This window comes from Prosthecobacter dejongeii (assembly GCF_014203045.1).
GTDB classification, from domain to species: Bacteria; Verrucomicrobiota; Verrucomicrobiia; order Verrucomicrobiales; family Verrucomicrobiaceae; genus Prosthecobacter; species Prosthecobacter dejongeii.
In genome coordinates this window covers 56,858-75,342 of the sequence record NZ_JACHIF010000005.1, presented here as the reverse complement: position 1 = coordinate 75,342, position 18,485 = coordinate 56,858, and the positions used below count along the sequence as shown (strand labels likewise).

The window sequence follows — 18,485 nt, the reverse complement described above, 5'->3', positions numbered from 1 at the left end:
GCACTCTGCACGGCAACATTTGCAGTTCTTTTTTCAGAAATTGTCCGACCTCCCCCAACCCAAGCGAATTCCAGCGCGCCCGGAGGACTTCAACGCTGCAACATCATGAGAAGCTGCCGCGCCTCCTGGAAACCGGGCTGGAGAGTGAGAGCGCGCTGCGCTGCCGCGATGGCGGCCTGCTTTTGCCCGAGCTGCGCCAGGATGGTGGCGCGGGCGTAGGGAATGCCGGGGTCGTTAGGATCTGCCGCTTCGCCTTTTCGCAGGGCATCCATGGCCTCCGCCGTGCGGCCCAGGCCATTCAAAGCCAAGCCGAGATTGTACCAAGCCCGTCCGTACTGCGGTGCCACCCGCACGCACTCTTTCAAGGCGGCGATGGTGGCCTCCATGTCCCCAGTTTCACTCAGCGCCAGGCCTAACTCATAGTGAAACTGCCCCTCATTGGGTGCTAGGCGAATGGCATCGCGCAGTTTCTCGATGAGCTTGGGGGTATTGCCCGTCGCCATATGCAGCATGGCTAGATCGTGGTGAAAGGGGGGCGAATTTGGGTCCCACTGAATGGCGGTCTCCATGTGCTGGATGGCACGTGGCACGTCCCGCAGGGCGTAGTAAAATTGGCCTAACTGCATTTGCCCACTCGGCTGGTCACCATTCAGTCGCAGCATGTGCTGCAGGTCCTGGCCTGCGGGACTGTCCAGTTTCAGCCCTTCCCGCAATGACCACGCGGCGGTGACGCGCACACTGCGCACCGGGTCTTCCAGCAGCTTTTCCGTGGTGGCGCGCAGGCGGCTGTCTTGCAGCGCAGGCTCCAGCACACGGGCAGCCGCCTGGCGCACCATGGGGTGCTCATGCGCGGTCTGCTTTGCCACAGCTTGCTGCACTTTAGGTTCGGCCATCCAGCGGTCCAGCAGCAGGGTGGCGCTGGCTTTCCAGTGGGCGGTGTCGTCGCTTTCCAGCAGGACCAGCAGCCCGTCGCGTCCTTCGGGATTTCCCTGGCGGGCTTTGGCGATGGTCTGCGCACGGCTGCGAGTGCGGCGGTTCATCTTGTCGCCATACCATTTTTCCGTCGCGGCCAGGGCCCAGTCCACCGTCTGGTCCGTGTGGCATTTGTTGCAGGCATTTGGCACGCCATGCTCCTTCGTCAGCAGCGGATCCGGAATGGTGAAACCATGATCATGCCGGGGATGCCGCTGCATGTACGTCGTCTGCGGCATGTGGCAGTTGATGCACTGATTCCCCACACTGGCAGTCTGGTGAAAGCTGTGGGCCTCCGGAACGATCACGGGCGCATTCGGGTAGCCTCCCGGTGTGTGGCAGCGCACGCAGAGCTGGTTCCCCGGCAGGATCGTCTTCATGCTGTGCATGTCATGGCAGTCCATGCAACGCACGCCCGCATGGTGCATGCGACTGCTGAAGAAACTGGCGAATTCATAGTTCTCATCGCGGATCTGGCCATCTGGATAATACACATCGGTGTGGTCCGTGATGGTCAGCAGGTAATGATCCCAAAAGGAGTCGCCCGGTGCAAAGTCCCCAGTGATCTCCCCGCGCCGGGCGTGGCAGCCTGCGCAGTTTTCCGTGTGCTGGTCCCGGCTCCAGGCCACCAGTGTAGGGTCTTTTTCGCCACCCGGTTTGCCCTTGTATTGACGCTGCCAATCATCGTGCGCCTTCATCGGCCCGTGGCAGGATTCGCAACTCACCGTCATCTCCGCCATGCGGGTCTGGTAGCTGTCCGTCTCCAGGTCATAGTTTTTGCGCACGCGGGTGTTGTGGCAGCTCGCACACATCTGGTTCCACACCATGCCGCGCCCGGTCCAGTGGCCCCACTCGCCGGGCTTGCGATCTTCATCGCCATAGACATTGAACCAGTCTCCCTTCACCGGATCAAAGCAGGCCTCCATGGAATGCAGACGCCCTTTTTTCCCCTTCACCAAATACTGCCGCAGCGGCGCATGGCCGATGACCCGCTCCACCGACCAAGGCTTCGTTTCGCCATCAAAACCGAGGGAGGTGATCTGATACACGCCGCCCTCTTTCCGCGCCTCAGAGGTCTGCGTGCCGTGCTTGAAAATCTGCGGCGGCTGGAAGCCTGCCAGATCCAGCTTGTCATCCGGCAACCGTTCCGCGAGGCCGTGGTGAGAGCCCTGCCATTTGTCGAATTCCACCGCGTGACACTCCTTGCAGGACTGCGAGCCCGCATACTGGGCAAACGTAGCCTTTTCATCCGGCATCACAAAGGCCTGCACGGGCTTCTTCGGCTCTGCCACCACCGCCACCGGCGTGTAGGCGGGCTTTTTCGGCCACAGAGCCCAGCCAATACCGCCCACCACCACCAGCAGGCCCACCACCACCCACACCATCCCCGCAGACGATCCACCCTCGCCAGACGGCGGGGAGGGCGGAGCTGGAGGGGAATCCGGGCGGCGTTTTTTCATTCCGATTCAATACGTGGCAAAGCGGACCTGCGTCAACGTTCCGCCGCCGCCAACCTGTCAACAGAATGAGCCCCCTGCCCCTCGACCCCGGCACCTCGCCTTTTTTAGCGCCCTCAAGATGGGGAAAGACACCCCTTGTTCCTCGGCCTCCCCTCGGTAAACTCCGCGTTCCCTTATGGCACTCAAAGCCACCATCTACAAAGCCAGCCTGGATGTCTCCGACATCGATCGCAATCTCTACAGCGATCACAGCCTCACCATCGCACGTCACCCTTCGGAAACCGATGAGCGGATGATGATCCGCGTTTTGGCCTTTGCCCTCAATGCCCCGGCGAACAATGACCAAGGCCTGCTGGAATTTGGCAAAGACATGTGGGAGCCCGATGAACCTTGCCTTGTGCAAAAGGACCTCACCGGCTTGCTCGTCCACATCATCGAAGTCGGCCAGCCCGATGAAAAACGCATCACCCGCCTGTGCAGCCGCGCGGCCAAGGTCACCGTTTACAGCTTCAGCTCCAGCACCCCCACCTGGTGGGCAGGCATCGCCTCCAAACTCACCCGCCTGCGCAATCTCACCGTCTGGCAGATCCCGGCGGAGCAAAGTCAAAAGCTGGCCGCCATGACCCAGCGCTCCATGAGCCTACAGATCACTCTTCAAGACGGGGCCCTCTTCATCGGCGATGGCACCGATTCTTTGGAGATCACCCTCCAGCGACTCCACGGCCAGGATTAACTCCTGGTTAGACTGGTTTCCAAAAAGATTGTCCGATTGAAAAGGCGGGCGCGGTGGGATGAGTGGCAAGGCAAGAGCGCAGGCTGCTATCATGACGATAACAGCCAAGCGAAAAACGCCGCCAATCGTCCCACCCCGTCGCCGCTTTTCGGACAAGATTTTTGGTAATCGGTCTAAGCCGGATTCAGCCGCCACAGGGTAAAATTCAGCGCTGTGGCAAAGGACACCCAAGCCAGATACGGAACGAACAGCAACCCGGCTGCCCGGCTTACCTGCCAAAAATGCAGCAGCGTGAGGCCGATGAAAACCCACAAGGCCACGATGACGGCAAGCGCTGCACCCAACTGGTGCGCACCAAAGAAAACGGGGGTCCACGCGGCATTCAGCGCGAGCTGGATGAAGTAGAGACTGAGCGGACACTTTTGTGCGCCGAAGCCCCCACGCTTCCACACCAGCCAGGCCGCCACTGCCATCAGCGTGTACAGCAGCGTCCAGGCCGGGCCAAACACCCAGGAGGGCGGGTTCCAACTCGGCTTGCTCAGCCCCGCATACCAGCTCCCCGGCAGTGAAAAAGCCCCAAACGCAGGCGCACAAAAAGTGATGAGGATGAAGCCCAGAAGCACAAGCCCCTGGCGTAAGGTGGATGATGATGAGCCCATAACTTCACATCATACGCAGGAAGTCGGCCCTGTGGACCTCTGTCCAAAAAAAGACCTTGGCCTTTCTTCAAATCCAGCCTTGCTACACCAATCCTGGTAAGGCAAATCGTGGGAACTCTGCTGCCCAGCCTCACCTCGGCAGGCACCTTGGCCCCCCACTGATCTCGGCAACGACCCGACCCCCCGCTAGAACAAGGCGCTGCACATCATGTACATGAAGGACGCGTACGGCGTGAGCAGCGTCGTGGTAAAAACGAACACGTGCTGCCCGAAAGCTTTTAGGGTCCCCAGGACCTGAGCGAGCTACGCACCTGGCTCCTGGCCACCCGTTGGAAAGGTGAAAAGGGCGAGATCCAGTTCCACGCCAGCGGCGCCCTCACCAGTCCCGACCTGGAGGGCGCACCCACCTGGGAAACTCTGGCTAACAACAAGTTACGCATCACCTGGTCTGACGAGCAAAAAACGGAGCACCTCTTCGACGACACTTGGTCCAGCTACCACCAGCCAGACCATGCCGCCGAAGCTTTCCATCCGTTGAAGTGATCTGGGCTTGACGCGCGATAGGTTCTTTTTGCAGATTGGTTAGAAAATATGCCCTTTCCTCCCATCAATATTTTCAGCCAGCACCTGGACCCAGAAGGCACCCTGGCCAAGCTTTTGGAACGGGTGCCCGATGCCAAAGTCACCCGTCGTGCCGATGGCACATGGTCGGAAGTTCATCTGACGTTTAAACGAGGCTGGCTGAAAAAAGCCCTGACCATGAAGGCACGTCAGGATCCCGATTATTATGCCGGCGAGGGCTGGGCGCAGCAGTTGTCCGGCATGCAGGGTTACTTTCAAACCTTCCCCAATGCGATGGAACGAGCAGACCTGTTTGAATACCTGCCGGGCCTACGTTTTGCCTTCAATTTCATGCTGGATGGGGAGCCTGAAGAGGGAGATCCCCGGCTGGCCTTGGTGTATGAAATGGCGAGCCAAGTCCATGGAGTCATCTTTCTGCCCGGCCGCCTGCTGGACTCTTCAGGCCGCGTCATCTTGGATGCAGATGGCGAGCATGATCCGGAAGCTCAGTTGCCTGAGAACCACTCCCTGAGTGTGGATGAGCGAGTTAAAAACATCCTGGCAGCTGCGGGTTATGATCAAGAGGAGCTCTCCGATCCCCCGACTCAGGACCAGGTCTTCAAACGCTTTTTGCTGATGTGCAGTTTGACCCAGCGCGGCTTCATGGAAGGGGCTGCCGGGGCTGAAGAATACCGTCATGAGATGATCGCTCATTTGAAAAGCAACGGTGTGTGGGAGGCAGCCGAACCGTCGGAGGCTGAGGCCCTGGAAACCCCAGTGGATGCTCTGCCTGAAAAATTGAAATGGAATCTTCCTTGGCAGTCTGAGGGGGCCATCATCCTCGCGTGGGCACTGAAGCTTGCGGAACTGCCTGCCTATGACCAGGAAGTCCATGTGGACGGGCTTTATGAAGTCGCCCATAAAGCCGAAAATGGGCAACTCACCCCTGAAGTGCGGAGTCTTGAGGAGCTGGAAGAATTGTCGTCTCAGATGCTCGCCATTCACTGGCGCATCCGGCAGTTCTCGCTGGATGGCAAGGCCATGGACTTCGTCGCCTTTGCCCCTACAGCGTGGTGCGGGCCCATGGATCTTTCTCTCGCACGTCTAAAGAACAACGACCTGGAACTGCATGGCCAAGCCATCGCCGATAGCTCCCCCGAGTCTTTCCAGCGTACGGGCGGGATCATGGAGGAACGGCGCAAAGCCTTGCATTGGGTGCTTGGGCATCATCCTGTTTATTCACAAAACGATACCAGCACCTAAAGCCTCGCCCCGCTCCCTAGATTCCCTCTTTTGAGACCGACAGCAGGCACGCTGGTTAGCGCTTGTCACAAACGGAAGATTTCTGGTTAGCACTTTCATCCATGCCTTCCCTCAACACCCAAAACCTCAGCTTTGACCAGTTGCAGCAGAACCTGACTGGAAGCACCGACCATCAAATTCGCTCGGATCAGGCAGGTCAGGTGAGGACCAAAGACCACTCCCAAGGCTTCTTTGGTCGTTTTCTAGGCCGTAACGACAAGTTCGACAGGGCCGCTCAGGAAGTGCAGGATGCTCTCCAGCGCGCAACGGGGCAGCCCATCAGTCCAGAACTGCAACGGCAGATCCGCGCAGGAGTGGCCGGCAAGACGGGTCTCCCCGTGGACCAAATGCTGGGGCAAATCCGCGACTCCTGGCACCAGGAGGCCACGCAAAAACACACCTCCCCGGCTGCCCTCGATACCCACTTTTCACGAGTCGCCTCCCTCGGCCTACGCCCGGAAGGGAAGCAGATGGTGGCAAACGAGGTGCGCGCCGCCATTGCCGAACAAATCTCCCATGCCAAGGCCCAAGGGATCACCCTCAGCGACAACCAAATCAAAGACGCTACCAAGCAAGCTTTTGACTCCGCCGCCCTCAAGGTCAGCCTCCTGGCCAAGAGTGTCACGGACGTGAACGAACTCCAGGCGGGCAAACGTGGGGAGGTCTTTAAGGTCACCTATGGCGATGGGGCCTCCACCGTGGTCAAATTGCAGAACGAAAATCCTGCGGCCAACGTCGCTGCGGCGCAGATCCTCGCAGAGGCCCAAGTCAATGCACCCGCCATTGCCGCCTATGACAATCCTGCCAGGAATAGCTTGGCAGACCAGGCCGATTCCATCTCACACATCAGCCAAGCGGCGCAGAAACTAGCCGATGGGTTGAGAGCCGATACCCGCCCGCATGTGGTGGAGATGGCTTTCGCCAAAGGAGAGTCCTTGCAAGACCGCCTGGATTCCCCTGGAGCCGCAGCCATGCTGACCCAGCCTGAGTTTCAGGAACAGCTCGGCAAGATCCTCGCCGCCGATGCCTTCATGGCCAATCCAGACCGCGCTTTCGCCGTGGAAAAAAGGGGCAAGCTGGAGGGCTGGTACAATCCAGGAAACCTGATCATTGATGGCACCGGCCCGGATTTGGTGGTGACGCCCATTGATAATGAATTGGTGGCTGGGTTGAATACAACCAGTAGCAAGCTCTTCGGCATGAAGACGGATGATTGGCAGCATAGCAGTCTGGCTGCGATGAAACCCGAAGAGTTTGAGAAGGAAGTGGCAGCAGTCTTAGACCGCATGATCCAGGAGGGTAATAAGGCCGCAACAGCCCAGGGAAGACCGCCCATCACCCTGACCGCCGCTCAAAAAGCTGACTTTGTAAACACCGTCAATCAAAGCGCTCAAGCCACCCTCGACAAGCTGCTGCAGCATGGTCAGGACAGGAAGCAAAAGCTCGCAGATGCAGGCGTGAGGCAAGACACCATTGATGGATTCGCCGACCATAAACGTGCCATGCGCCTCCTCCGAGGGGAGGGGGACAACAAGGACGTAGATAAGCCCCATATTTCCGTCAAAGAAGCCCTCACATTAGCCAAGGATCGTGCGGCTTACCGCCAGCACATGGGCAAGGATGTCGGCGGCTCTGGCGGCGGCCAGCACCTCTGAGATCAGACCTCACGAAAGTCCCGCTCACTCCCCCTCCGCCCGCAGATGCTGGACGAGGAAGGCAGTGATATCCGTTTTCGGTCCCTCTTGATCCTGCAGCACGATGCAGGACACCTGGGCCGTGACGCATTGCTGATGCACCGCCCGGGCATGGTGGATGCAGTGCAGCCACTCGCCCCGGTTCGTCGGGGCCGCCACCACTTGGGCATTGTTCACCAGCAGGGGTGGATCATCGGACGTGATCCAGGCCAGCATGTCACACTCGCGCAGGATGGCCTTGCCAGATTCCGTGGTCATCGCCTCGATGGATGGCAGGTGGTAAAACAGCGCCGCCTCCAGCGGACTGGTGCCAAATTCAGGCTTCGCCGGACCCATGAAGGACTCCCAGCGCGAGACATCGTAGGTCGCCTGCGTGGCATTGCACACCGCGCAGACGAGGCGGGTGGATTCACGCAGCACCGGGTCCACCGCTTTCGGGTCGGCCAGGTCATCGCGTGTGGCTAACCACAGGGAGGTACCTGCACCTGCGGAGCCGCCCATGGAGGCAAAATGCGCCTTGTCCAAATTCCACTCACCAGCATTCGCGCGCAGAAACTGCACAGAGCGGGCACAGTCCCGCAGGATGTCCTGAATGGGCTTGTCCGTGAGAAAGGGGTAATTGATGGCTGCACAGGAGATGCCCTGGTCCAGCAGCGCCTGCACCGTCTTGTCGCTGGCCCAGCGGCTTTTGTCACCCCCACGAAAGCCCCCACCGTGAATCAGCAAGACCAGCGGCGCTGGCGTGGCCGTCTTTTTGGTTAGGTAGAGATCCAGCTTATGCCGCGCATGGGGACCGTAGGCCACATCGGCCACATCTGGCTTCAGCGCCCCAGGTTTCTTTTCCGTCGGTGTCGGGCCCAGTTTATTCTTCGCCAAATAGGCCTTCGCTTCCTCCAGAGAAAGGACGCCATTCTTGTTCGTGTCGGCTGCTGGATAACGCTTCAGCCCCTGCCGCAGGCGGTCGTTGTTTTCAGACGTGATCTGGGCATGGCCCAGGGTCGCCATGCAGGCCAGGAACAAACAGAGGACACGCAAATTCATGATGCTAAAGGAACGAATTAAAACATCGCCCCGTCAGGAAAGTTGCGCTCCTTCCACCGTCCTGCCCGCCGTTACTGGATGACAGGGCGGCCCAGGGGTTTCAGGTCCGCATCGCGCAGGCCGGTGAGCACGCTGTTCCCCTCGGCATCCACCTTCAGCTCACCGTAGCGGCCGTTCTCATAGAGTGCGGCATCCCCCTCCTGAAAAAAGAACGACTCAGCGCCGATGCGCAGCCCTTGGCGGTCGCGATAAATGAGCAGTTGCTCGTCCGGCCCCAGCGCCTCGCCTTGATGCAGGCGCAGGCCTTTGCCCACGCCCCGCTCATCCAGCTTCAGCACCAGCAGTCCTTTTTGCGCCAGTTTCTCCGGCTGGTTTTCCATCTCCTGGGCCAGGCTGTAGCGCAGCACCATGTAGTCTCCCTGCATGAGGGAGCGGGGGTCTCGCGGCGCCAGCTCCAGCAGCACCAGTCGACCTTGGGCCACGGTCTGTTCCTTTTGCCACACCAGGTAGCCCAGCACGCCAGCCACCACCGCCAGCCAAAGGATGAGGAGGGCGCTTTTCATGCCGCCTCCTTTCGCAAAGATCGGCCTAACCAAAAACGCATCGCAAGCAAAAACGCCCCACTGCCTGCGATGATCCAGGACTTCTGTGCGAGGCTGATGTTCAGCGCATAATAAAACAGGACCAGGAAGGCCGCGAAAAAAGCATGGCCGATCACCGTCAGCACCCGCTCATCCTGCGCCCGCCCTAAAAACAGCAGCACCATAGCCACCGTGATGCCCGGCGTGGTGAAGCCCGCCAGGAACAGCGTGGCCAAGACCAGCCCCCACCACCAGCGGCACCGCATGGCCTTTATCCCACCGGCATCCTCCGTCACCATCCAGATGAGCAGTAGCCCGGCGATGAGGCTGGAAGGCCAGAGCGGAGTCGGCTGCCGTGGAGACGGGTTCAGGCCATGCTCCATCTCCGTCAGCAGAATGACCCCCGGCAGGGACACCACCGAGGCCCAGGCCACCACATCCCAGATCAACGGACGTTTTTCCCAGCGGTAAAGGAGACCAGTCGCCAAGGCCAGCCCGGCGGTGATGGCATGCAAACCATGCAAAGAGTTGCCTGAAAACACCCAAACCACGGCCAGCACCGGCACCCCGATCAGGGTGATGAAACGGCCCGTCACTCCCTGGAAAAGGCCACAAGTCACCGCCGCCAAGACGGCCTGGACGAGCATGGGCAACGCTTCTCTCCCGTCATTCGGAGAGCCGCTCAGATAGACCCCCAGCAGCACGAGCGAATTCCCACTCAACAGAGCACTGAGCGCGAGCTGGCTGAGAAACACATGTGTGGACCTGCGACTCATCACCACCGCCCCGGCAAATAAAATCAGCCCCAAAACGGCGCAGGAGGACGCATGGTCAAAAACATCCGCCATGTAAAAAAACGGCAGCATGAACAGCGCTGAAAACCACGCCCCCACACCCGCAAAAAAGTTCAGGATGCGCGGCTGCTCGTCCTGCTCCGCCTCCGCCGTGAGACGCTGTTCCACCTCCTCCGGCCCCAGAGAGGCAGGCAAGTGGGCCAGCAGTTCGCGCCAGGTGAGAGGGGACGTTTTCATGACAGCAAAGGCTTCATCGCCCGGTGTTCTCGTGCCAGCCACAGCGTGAGTCCCGTGGTGACTCCCACCACGATCATGGCCATCAAAAAGAACAGCCCCAGGCCGTCATCATCCATCCCGAAATAGAGGCCCCGACACAGAAGCGCCACCACCATCACCGCCATGTTCGCCGAAGCTAAAGCAATGCAGGCAAAGTCTGGCCTAACAAAACGGTAGTACCCATAGCTTCCAGCCAAGGCCGCCAGCCACAGAGGTACATACATCAGCCGCAAGGAATGATCCTCCAGCCCGTCAAAGATCACTGAGATGGCAGGCAACGTCAGCGCCACCAAAAGACTGAGCAATAACAGCGTGCGGAACCAGCCCCGTCCTGGCAGCGGCGTGAATCGCTCCCGAATCACCAGCGCGGCGGTGTTTAAGGCAGCCACGGCAAAGGCCACCCCTTCCTCCGGCCACCTCCAGCCTGGGTGAGCCACCTGCGACCAAAACAGCACCAGCCCCGTCTGCACGATCACCAGCCAGAGAAACCACAGGGCCTCCATCCTGGCCAAAAGCACCCAGACAAACGTCAGGGCGGCCCAGCCAGTGAAGAGTTCATACGCATCTGCCCCGGTCTGGTACGTCTGTCCGAACACGGCTAAAAACACCCCCGTCATCACCGTGCCCGCAAGCACTAAGATCTGCCCGCCGAGGCGATTCACCCCCACGACACTGGCCCCGACGATGCAAGCCACCATCGTCACACCGATGAGGCCCAGCTTTTCAAATCGGGTGATGGCCTGCCAGTTGTAGGCAAAGAAAAACACCACGCCAGAAAGCACCAACGCCATACCCGCCAGCAGCAGCTCCGCCCGTAGCCAAGTAAGCCAGGCAGATGCGGGATGAATCTGCTGCCGGGCTGCCTCCAGGGCCTCACGATCAATCAGTCCCTCGCGCTGCCAGCGGCGCAGCGTATGAAGGGAGACTGGCTGATCCAGCGGATGCAAAGACATGAGATCAAAACGCTACAGGATGGATCTGCCCACGCCATCTCAAAGTGCAACTGCCCTGAGATTGATCCCGCCACACGGTTACCTCATGGACGACTACGGGATTGCTTCAGCAGTTGCAACCAGTCCACCAGATTGCGGATGAGTTTTTGATTCGCTTCGATCCGCTCCGGCTGGCCTTTATTGGTGATGATCGTGGGGTCCATGCCCTGGTTCATCCAGCCACTGCCACCGCCGAGGATGATCACCCAGCCAAAACCACGCGGCACCACAGCGAGGCACGGCTCCTTATCCAAAAAGGCCAGGGGCACCGCCTCGCGATTGGTCAGCTTCAGTGTCGTGCCATGGCAGGGATACAGCACCTCGATGTCTCTGACCAAAGGATGCTCCTGATCACGCAACGTCGGTGTCAGCGCTCGCCCCGTGCGGCCCGGCCCCGGCAGCACCTCCACACCATAGCGGCTGGTGAGCGGATTGTAAAAAGGCAGACTCACCCCTCCGCTCAGCCCTGAGCCCCCTGAAATGACCAGCAGGTAACCGCCACGGATCACATAGTTATCCAGCGCCTTCAGCACCTCTGGGGAAAAAGTATCCGGCTGCCGCTCACCCGAGTAACGCCCGTTCATGATCACCAAATCATAGGCTCCGAACTCTGCCTCGGTCAGCTCCTCCACCCGTTCCACCACCCGGTGAGATTCGGCCACCTCGGCCCCTTCCTCCTTCAGGACCTGGGCCATGATGGTCTGGCTAAAATTCCTGCCAGGGATCAGTCGCGACTGATGATGCAGCGTCTCCAGCAAAACACGGATGGCTGGTCGCTCAGACGGCTCTGCGCCACTGGCCGTGCCAAAGATGCCCACACAGATGAAAAGCAGCCGCCAAAGATTCATGCAGCCTTTTTATCATGATGTCTTGCCTCCTGGCAAGTCCCGCCACTCCTTTGCCAAACAAGTCCAATACACCCAGGCGATGAACACCCCCTGAAGCGGCAGCCGCGCCCACAGCACCCAACGCGGGATATCGTAAGCCGCCCAGCCATTCAGAGCTAAGTGCAAATTCGCTGGGAAAATAGCCACCAGCAGCGCCAACAGCCCCCATCCTGCCCACCTGCGAAAACGGGGCATGAGGATGCCCACACCACCCGCCACCTCCGCCACACCACTCACTAGATTCAGCACTTCTGGGTAGGGCAGGTAGGGAGGTATCATCCCCACATACACCTGTGGATTTAAAAAATGATTCACCCCCGCTGCGATAAAAAACAGGCCTAACAAAAGACGAAACAACGTTTTTAAAGACACTCGGTTCATAAACATAAAATCCCCTCCGCAGTTACGTTTCGTTTCACCCAAACGGCCCTCTTCTTGGCCAAGTCTCACAGAACACCTTCCACTTCACTGTTGCCACAACCAACTCGCAGCCTTCACACGATGTAAGGTCATGAGCGACCAACCGCCTGCCCCCAGCGCAGACCCGCCGAAGAAAAACCGGCGTACCCGCCTGAAGGAAGGCTACTTTAACCTACTGCTGCGGCGCTGGGGAAAGCTCTCCGTGCGCGGTTGGCTGGAGCTGCTGGCCTTCCTCCTCGTCGGCTTCGTCATTTACAGCATCCTCTTCGTCAAACGGCAGGTCATGGACTTTCGCCCCCCGCACACCTTTGCCGTGGCCGACCCCGCGTTTTTTGGCTCCGCCCATGCCATTGCGGATCCCGTGCCCATCGGCGGCAACAAGATCACCCTCCTGCACAATGGCAATGGCATCTTCCCCGCCATGCTCCAGGCCATCCGCAGTGCCGAGAAGACACTCAACTTCGAGGCCTTCATCTTCCACTCCGGCAAGGTCGGTACCCAGTTCATGGACGCCTTCTGCCAGCAGGCTGCCAAAGGCGTGAAAGTGCGCATCCTCATTGATGGCATCGGCTCCGGCATCGGCCTCAAGAATGAAGAGATTGATCGCCTCCGTCATGCAGGCTGCCAGGTGGCCTACTACCACCCCGCCAAAGGCCTGCGCTTTGACCGTATCAACCGGCGCACCCACCGCCGCGTGATGGTGGTGGATGGAAAAATGGGCTTCACCGGCGGCGTCGGTTTTGCCGATGAATGGCAGGGCAATGCTGATGCTGCCGATCACTGGCGGGAGGTTCATGGCCAGCTCGAAGGCCCCATCGTGGCAAAACTCCAGACCGCCTTTCAGCAACATTGGTTAGAAGCCACCGAGGAACTGCTCAGTGGGCCAGATCATTTCCCCGCACTCCCACCCGTCGGCACGCTCATGGCCCAGGTCGTCACCTCCCGCGCGTTCACCGTCGCCCCCATGCCCGTGCTCCAGGCCGTGGCCATCGCAGCCGCGAAAAAGAGCATCTACATCACCAACCCCTACTGCACCCCCAGCGACGACTTTGTGCATCTCCTGGCAGAGGCTACCCAACGTGGTGTGGATGTAAAACTCCTCATCCCCGGCAAGCACAATGACCAGCCCGCGACGAAATCCGCCGGCAGTGAAAGTTATGGCAAGCTGCTGGAGGCAGGCGTGAAGATTTACCAATACAGCCCCACCATGGTCCACTCCAAGACCATGGTCGTGGACGGCCATTTCTCCATGTTCGGAACCTCCAATCTCGATCCCCGCTCCTCCCAGATCAATGAGGAGATCGACATCAGCATCTACGATATCGGCTTCGGCGCTGCCATGGATCAAATCTTCCGTGACGACCTCCAAAAGTCGAAACCCTATCTCATGGCTGATTTCGAAGCTCGATCATTAAAGGATCGTTTCCTGGAATGGATCATGATTCCCATCCGCTCGCAGCTTTGATCCGCCCCTGACGCTAGCCATGCTAGGCACGCAGCATGGGCGGAAGGTTAAGGTTACTCGTCTGCAACAGGGCCTTCCTCTGGCCAGCGGTCGGCCTCCTGAAGAAGGCCGGCAGTGCTGCACCGCAGGCGTTGCATAGTGCGTGACAAAATTCGCGGCATTTAATATATTTCGATTTCCAACTAAATATGAAATCGTGGTCTACATCCATGCCTATCCCCCCTTCGCGTCATGCTCGTTTAGCCATCGCCTGCCTGATGGTGATGCAAACCGTTTCAGCTCCCAGCACCCTCCGGGCTGATTCTGCCGCCCTACGCTTTTCCTTGTCTCCAACCACCGCAGACGCCGATGCCAGTGGTAAAATGAGCGGCTCCTTTGGAGTCAAAAAGTCGCTATTTAAGGTTGAAGTCGCCAAGCTGGCTCCGAGCAGCACTTATGACCTCAAGGTGAATGATCTGGTGCAGGCCACCTTCACCACCACCTCCAAAGGCACTGCCCGGATTGAATTCCGTGCCCCAGCCAAATCAGGTCAGGATGCCCTGGATTTTGATCCTCGCGGTGGCTTGGTTTCCATCGTTAAAGAAGGAGTTCCTCATCTGGAAGGCATCTTTTCGGGTGCCGGTGAAAGCGCGGGCTCCAGCGTCAACGAACAAGCTTACCTAACCAATCTTACCCAAAACCCCAAAGCGCGCGCGTCAGTCCGGTTCACCCAGGATACCAAAGGGGTGAAACGTTTCACGGTGGATGTATCCAATGCCCCGGACGGTCTTTGCAAGCTTCTGGTGGGTGGCCAAGAAGTGGGGGAAATGACGATCACCAAAAAACGCGGGAAGCTGCTTTTTGAAGCAGGTAAAACTGGCTCCAAAGCCATGCCTCTTACCTTCGATCCCCGCGGTGCCACTGTGGATCTGATCCAAGGGGAAACGAGCCTCTTCACCGGCACCATGAAGGCCCAATCCTTCGGTGCGAATACCGACAAGAAAGCGGCCTACCTGCTGGCCATTCCTCCTGTCTCCGAAGAGACGGTCGGCCAGGCCAAAGCCAAATGGACCGTCAGTGAAAAAGCAGTCAGGAAATTCTCCGTGGAACTGGAAGACGTGGCTCTCGGCAGCTATGAATTCAGCGTCAATGGCATCCGCAAAGGCCTCATCGAGATCACGGGCGAATCCGGCGAACTGGAATTCAGCAATCAACCCGACGGCGAAGCCCTCCTGCTGGATTTCGATCCCATCTTGGCCACCCTCAGCATCAGCCAGGATGAAACCGTCCTATTCTCCGGTGTGTTTGATCCATCCGTCCTGGCTACTAAACCCGCCCCGGAAGCAGAGTCACGTCTGGACGAAAATCTCACCTCCACAGGTCTGGTTCCAGCCGCTAGCGCCAAGGCTCGTTATGAAGTGGACAACAAGGGCTATCACCGGTTCAAGGTGGAGATGGAAGACAGTACGGTGGGCGTTTACAGCCTTCTGGTCGGCGGAGTTCACCGCGCTTCCATCCGTGTGGTGCAGACCGTAAATGGCCCTGAAGGGGAAGTGGAGTTTGGCACCAAGACGGAACCTGGAAAGGTTTCCCTGAAATTCGATCCGCGCGGTCAGCTCGTCGAGATAGCCAACAGCAGTAGAGAAGTGCTCTTCTCCCACATCCTGGGCTCGGGTTCAGCAGCAGTCGGTGGTGGCGGTGGAAATGTCAGCACCCCCCTTCTGATTCAGGGCTCCTTGTTTGCGTCTTCTGGCGCATCCGGCCTCGTCAGCTTCTCTTTTCAGAAAGACGAAGACGGCGGTGCCAGCTTCAAGCTGCAAGCACGCGGCCTCTCGGCGGGTTCCTACGATGTCGTCATCGGCGGTATCACCCGCGGTACGCTGATCGTCGAGGAAGACGACAGCGTGACTGAAGGGGAAGTCGAATTCGATGACACTCCAAAAAGGGACGAGGTACTGTTGAACTTCGAAGTGCTGGGCCAAGAAGTCGCCATCAAGCAGGGCGAGACGATCTTTTTCAGCCGCGTCATTCCACTGGAGTGACCTGGCGCTAGATACCCATTGACATGAAGAGCCGGCCGCCAGCCGGCTCTTTTTTTGCGCACTTGAGGCATCACCACATCGTCTCCGCCGGATCCCGCATGCCAAAGGCACCCCGAGCTGTAAGCAGGGACCGGCAGGTGCCGGGGTCCTCTTTGGCCAGTCTTCCACGTGACTGCAGGATTCACAAGGCCGGGCATCCCAGCCCCTGCGAAATCCTGAAGACCAAGCTGATACTCCGGCCATGGGCAGGACAACACTCACCCTCTACCCTCATGAAACAACTCGCCGAAAACCTCTGGCTCCTGCAATACCCGCTCACCGTCCTGGGCACGCAGCATGGGCGGAACGTCACCGTCATCCGTCTGCGCTCTGGGCAGACGGTCCTGCACTCCATGGCCCCTTTCACCCCGGCAGATCTGGCCACCCTTCAGTCGTTAGGCACGCCCGGCTGGTTGGTAGAGGCCATGCTGCTGCATGACACCTATGCCAAAGAAGGCCACGCCGCCTTTCCCGCCCTGCCCTTCCTCGGTCCGCCGGGTTTTTCAGAAGTCGTGAAGTTCCCCACCCTGCCCCTGCTGCCAGCGCCTGCGGCATGGGCGGGCGAGCTGGAGGTCTTCCCCGTCGAAGGCACCCCGAAGCTCAAAGAACATGCCTTCCTTCATGTGCCCACGCACACCCTCATCGTGGCAGACCTCATCTTCAATTTTGATCCCAACGAACACGGCTGGGATCGCTTCTTTCACCGTTACATTGCCGGTTTCAAACGCTACCCAGGCATGAGCCGCATCTTCAAGCTATGCCTCAAAGATCGCCCTGCTTTTCAGGCCTCCGTGAGGCGCATTCTGGATCAAGACTTTGACCGCATCATCGTCGGTCACGGTCGCGTCATCGAAAGCCACGGCAAGGCACTGCTCTTGCGCGCGCTCGAAGATGCTGGGGTGCTCTAGCCTCAGCCACAGTATCTTTTTCACACGCCCTAGGCTCTAGAGCCTCTGCTGGCGCGAAGATGACTGACGGGGATCCGTCTTCACCCCAACGGCACCTTTAAGCGTGTCACGGAGAGACGTGCCTTGGCCGGCAGCATCCTTCTTCACTTTGTCCACCTCACCATGGCGCTGCGCATACTCCAGCTCCTTCTTGATGAGCGGATTCTTTTTCTCCATCGCCTTGATTTCGTTCTCCATGGTCTCCAACAACTTCAGTTGACGATTCGTCTCTGTAGAGTCCAACCCTTTTCTACCACTCAGTGGAGCAAGAGCCTGATTCGCAGCATAGGCAGCATCCACCTTTTTCATTTTCTCAAAGCCCGCTTTTAGATCCCGATACCTCTCCAGCTCCGCTTTCTTCTCCCCACCGTTATGCAGCGCCTGGTTGAGGTCATCTTTTTGGCCTTCCTTCAAGGAGGAATGCGTGACAAAGCGCTTGAAGGAACCCCCTGCAGATTTCAAGGAATCTAGAACACTCGTTTTTTTGTGCGAAGCCTGGCTGGCATCGTCGGCAGATGAAGAATGGTCAGTGGACATATCGCGATGAGTCTAACGGGTGAAATTGAGAATCCTTCCTTGGATAGCTGAAACTGTTCCGTCTGTGACATAAAATGGCGCGACTAGAGCGGCTGTAAACTGCGGCCTGCACTCCTAGCGCGCACGTTTTAGCCCACCGCCCTCGGCTGCGCCCATTCGCAGACGCAGAATTTGCAGCCGATCAGCCCTCATGCAGCTCTTCGGTGCCCAGCTCAATTCCGATGTGCGCGAAAGCGTGCTTAAGCAGATCCACGCCAAAGGTCGAGTGCTTGAGGCCAAACTCGTACACGTCCGCTGGGGTTTGAAGTTTCTCAGCCTCGGCATGCTCCTCTGGCTTTTCGCTCAGGTCTTTTGGGTGGTCAGCTACGCACGCCTTCCGGCTCGTTGAGTCACTTCGCTTTGAGGCAAACTCTCACAATCACTCTTTTTGTTAGGCGATTCATATTAAATTTTCCTCAGCGATACAGCCACTCTTTTCCAGTGGGGCGAATATCTGTGTGCGCAGCCGGCGCCCAAGTAAACCTTGGCCCAGTGAACCCTGCCACCCCACCCCCTAACCAACAGTATTCCCATGAAAATCTTGATTCAATCCCTCGCCTTCGCCTGCCTCAGCCTTTGCGTCGTCAACAGCAGCTTCGGCGCAGACGAAAAAGAAAAAGACGTCAAAAAGGCCGAAAAGATGGCTGAGAAAAAAGCCGAACTGAACCACATCGCCATGAAGGAAGGCAAACTCTGGGTCATGAAAGACGGCAAGACCACCGAACTGACCGAAACCGCCACTCTCATGGACGGCACCAAGGTCATGGCCGACGGTTCCTACCTAGAAAAAGGTGAAGGCGAAAAGAAGATGCTCAAAGAAGGCGAAGCCATCACCTGGAAAGGCAAAGTCACCGACCATGACAAAGTCATGAAGGACATCGAAAAGCACAAAGAAAAGAAGGCTGAGAAAGCCGCCAAGGAAGCCGAAAAAGCTACCGAGAAGAAGTAACCTTCTTTCCTCTTCCCCGCCGCCTGTGAGCCGCGGGTGAAGCCCCCAACTCTCCAAGGGTGAAGATGCAGCCACCTGCCTGGTCCTCCAGTGCAGCACTCACTTCGCCCTTGGTT

17 protein-coding genes are annotated in these 18,485 nt (G+C 58.6%); 8 read left to right on the top strand and 9 right to left on the bottom strand.

The features are described from left to right. Positions 1-89: 89 nt before the first annotated feature. Positions 90-2,432, bottom strand: coding sequence for a tetratricopeptide repeat protein (locus tag HNQ64_RS12930; protein ID WP_184209214.1), 2,343 nt, complete (start codon positions 2,430-2,432; stop codon positions 90-92). A 175-nt stretch (positions 2,433-2,607) separates the two neighbouring features. Here HNQ64_RS12930 and HNQ64_RS12925 point away from each other — a divergent pair, with 175 nt between their 5' ends. Further along, positions 2,608-3,165, top strand: a complete 558-nt coding sequence (locus HNQ64_RS12925; protein ID WP_184209212.1) for a YaeQ family protein — start codon at positions 2,608-2,610, stop codon at positions 3,163-3,165. A gap of 173 nt (positions 3,166-3,338) precedes the next feature. Here HNQ64_RS12925 and HNQ64_RS12920 read toward each other — a convergent pair whose 3' ends face one another. Continuing rightward, positions 3,339-3,824 (bottom strand): TspO/MBR family protein, encoded by a 486-nt coding sequence (locus HNQ64_RS12920; protein ID WP_184209210.1) that lies wholly within the window; start codon positions 3,822-3,824, stop codon positions 3,339-3,341. A gap of 591 nt (positions 3,825-4,415) precedes the next feature. Here HNQ64_RS12920 and HNQ64_RS12915 point away from each other — a divergent pair. Both HNQ64_RS12915 and HNQ64_RS12910 read left to right on the top strand, forming a co-directional pair. Continuing rightward, positions 4,416-5,648 (top strand): DUF4272 domain-containing protein, encoded by a 1,233-nt coding sequence (locus HNQ64_RS12915; protein ID WP_184209208.1) that lies wholly within the window; start codon positions 4,416-4,418, stop codon positions 5,646-5,648. 101 nt (positions 5,649-5,749) lie between these two features. Further along, positions 5,750-7,342: a hypothetical protein gene (locus HNQ64_RS12910; protein WP_184209206.1), complete on the top strand. Its 1,593-nt coding sequence runs from the start codon at positions 5,750-5,752 to the stop codon at positions 7,340-7,342. A gap of 24 nt (positions 7,343-7,366) precedes the next feature. Here HNQ64_RS12910 and HNQ64_RS12905 read toward each other — a convergent pair whose 3' ends face one another. The 6 genes from HNQ64_RS12905 to HNQ64_RS12880 form a co-directional block, all read right to left on the bottom strand. Next, positions 7,367-8,422, bottom strand: coding sequence for an alpha/beta hydrolase (locus HNQ64_RS12905; RefSeq protein WP_184209204.1), 1,056 nt, complete (start codon positions 8,420-8,422; stop codon positions 7,367-7,369). A gap of 71 nt (positions 8,423-8,493) precedes the next feature. Further along, the gene (locus HNQ64_RS12900) at positions 8,494-8,985 is read right to left on the bottom strand and encodes a GDYXXLXY domain-containing protein (RefSeq protein ID WP_184209202.1); all 492 of its coding nucleotides are present in this window, start codon (positions 8,983-8,985) and stop codon (positions 8,494-8,496) included. Continuing rightward, positions 8,982-10,034, bottom strand: a complete 1,053-nt coding sequence (locus tag HNQ64_RS12895; protein ID WP_184209200.1) for a DUF4401 domain-containing protein — start codon at positions 10,032-10,034, stop codon at positions 8,982-8,984. Before HNQ64_RS12895 ends, HNQ64_RS12900 begins: the two co-directional genes overlap by 4 nt. Next, positions 10,031-11,026, bottom strand: coding sequence for a DUF2157 domain-containing protein (locus HNQ64_RS12890; RefSeq protein ID WP_184209198.1), 996 nt, complete (start codon positions 11,024-11,026; stop codon positions 10,031-10,033). The genes HNQ64_RS12895 and HNQ64_RS12890 overlap by 4 nt, the downstream gene beginning before the upstream one ends. 83 nt (positions 11,027-11,109) lie before the next feature. Further along, positions 11,110-11,913 carry a hypothetical protein gene (locus tag HNQ64_RS12885; RefSeq protein WP_184209196.1) on the bottom strand — a complete coding sequence of 268 codons (804 nt, stop codon included), beginning with the start codon at positions 11,911-11,913 and terminating at the stop codon, positions 11,110-11,112. Between the two features lie 12 nt (positions 11,914-11,925). Further along, a complete protein-coding gene (locus HNQ64_RS12880) occupies positions 11,926-12,333 on the bottom strand; it encodes a DoxX family protein (RefSeq protein WP_184209194.1) in 408 nt (135 codons plus the stop codon). A 130-nt stretch (positions 12,334-12,463) separates the two neighbouring features. On the opposite strand from HNQ64_RS12880, the gene HNQ64_RS12875 reads away from it, so the two are divergent. From HNQ64_RS12875 to HNQ64_RS12865, 3 genes are all read left to right on the top strand, one after another. Further along, a complete protein-coding gene (locus HNQ64_RS12875) occupies positions 12,464-13,837 on the top strand; it encodes a phospholipase D-like domain-containing protein (RefSeq protein ID WP_184209192.1) in 1,374 nt (457 codons plus the stop codon). Positions 13,838-14,046: 209 nt separating this feature from the next. Further along, the gene (locus HNQ64_RS12870; protein ID WP_184209190.1) at positions 14,047-15,858 is read left to right on the top strand and encodes a hypothetical protein; all 1,812 of its coding nucleotides are present in this window, start codon (positions 14,047-14,049) and stop codon (positions 15,856-15,858) included. Positions 15,859-16,130: 272 nt separating this feature from the next. Beyond that, positions 16,131-16,805 (top strand): MBL fold metallo-hydrolase, encoded by a 675-nt coding sequence (locus HNQ64_RS12865; RefSeq protein WP_184209188.1) that lies wholly within the window; start codon positions 16,131-16,133, stop codon positions 16,803-16,805. A gap of 36 nt (positions 16,806-16,841) precedes the next feature. Here HNQ64_RS12865 and HNQ64_RS12860 read toward each other — a convergent pair whose 3' ends face one another. After that, on the bottom strand, positions 16,842-17,381 hold the full coding sequence (locus HNQ64_RS12860; protein WP_184209186.1) for a hypothetical protein: 540 nt from the start codon (positions 17,379-17,381) through the stop codon (positions 16,842-16,844). A gap of 190 nt (positions 17,382-17,571) precedes the next feature. On the opposite strand from HNQ64_RS12860, the gene HNQ64_RS12855 reads away from it, so the two are divergent. Continuing rightward, entirely contained in the window at positions 17,572-17,769 is a 198-nt protein-coding gene (locus tag HNQ64_RS12855; protein WP_184209184.1) for a hypothetical protein, read from the top strand. A 183-nt stretch (positions 17,770-17,952) separates the two neighbouring features. Further along, positions 17,953-18,369 carry a DUF6799 domain-containing protein gene (locus HNQ64_RS12850; RefSeq protein ID WP_184209182.1) on the top strand — a complete coding sequence of 139 codons (417 nt, stop codon included), beginning with the start codon at positions 17,953-17,955 and terminating at the stop codon, positions 18,367-18,369. Positions 18,370-18,485 lie beyond the last annotated feature (116 nt).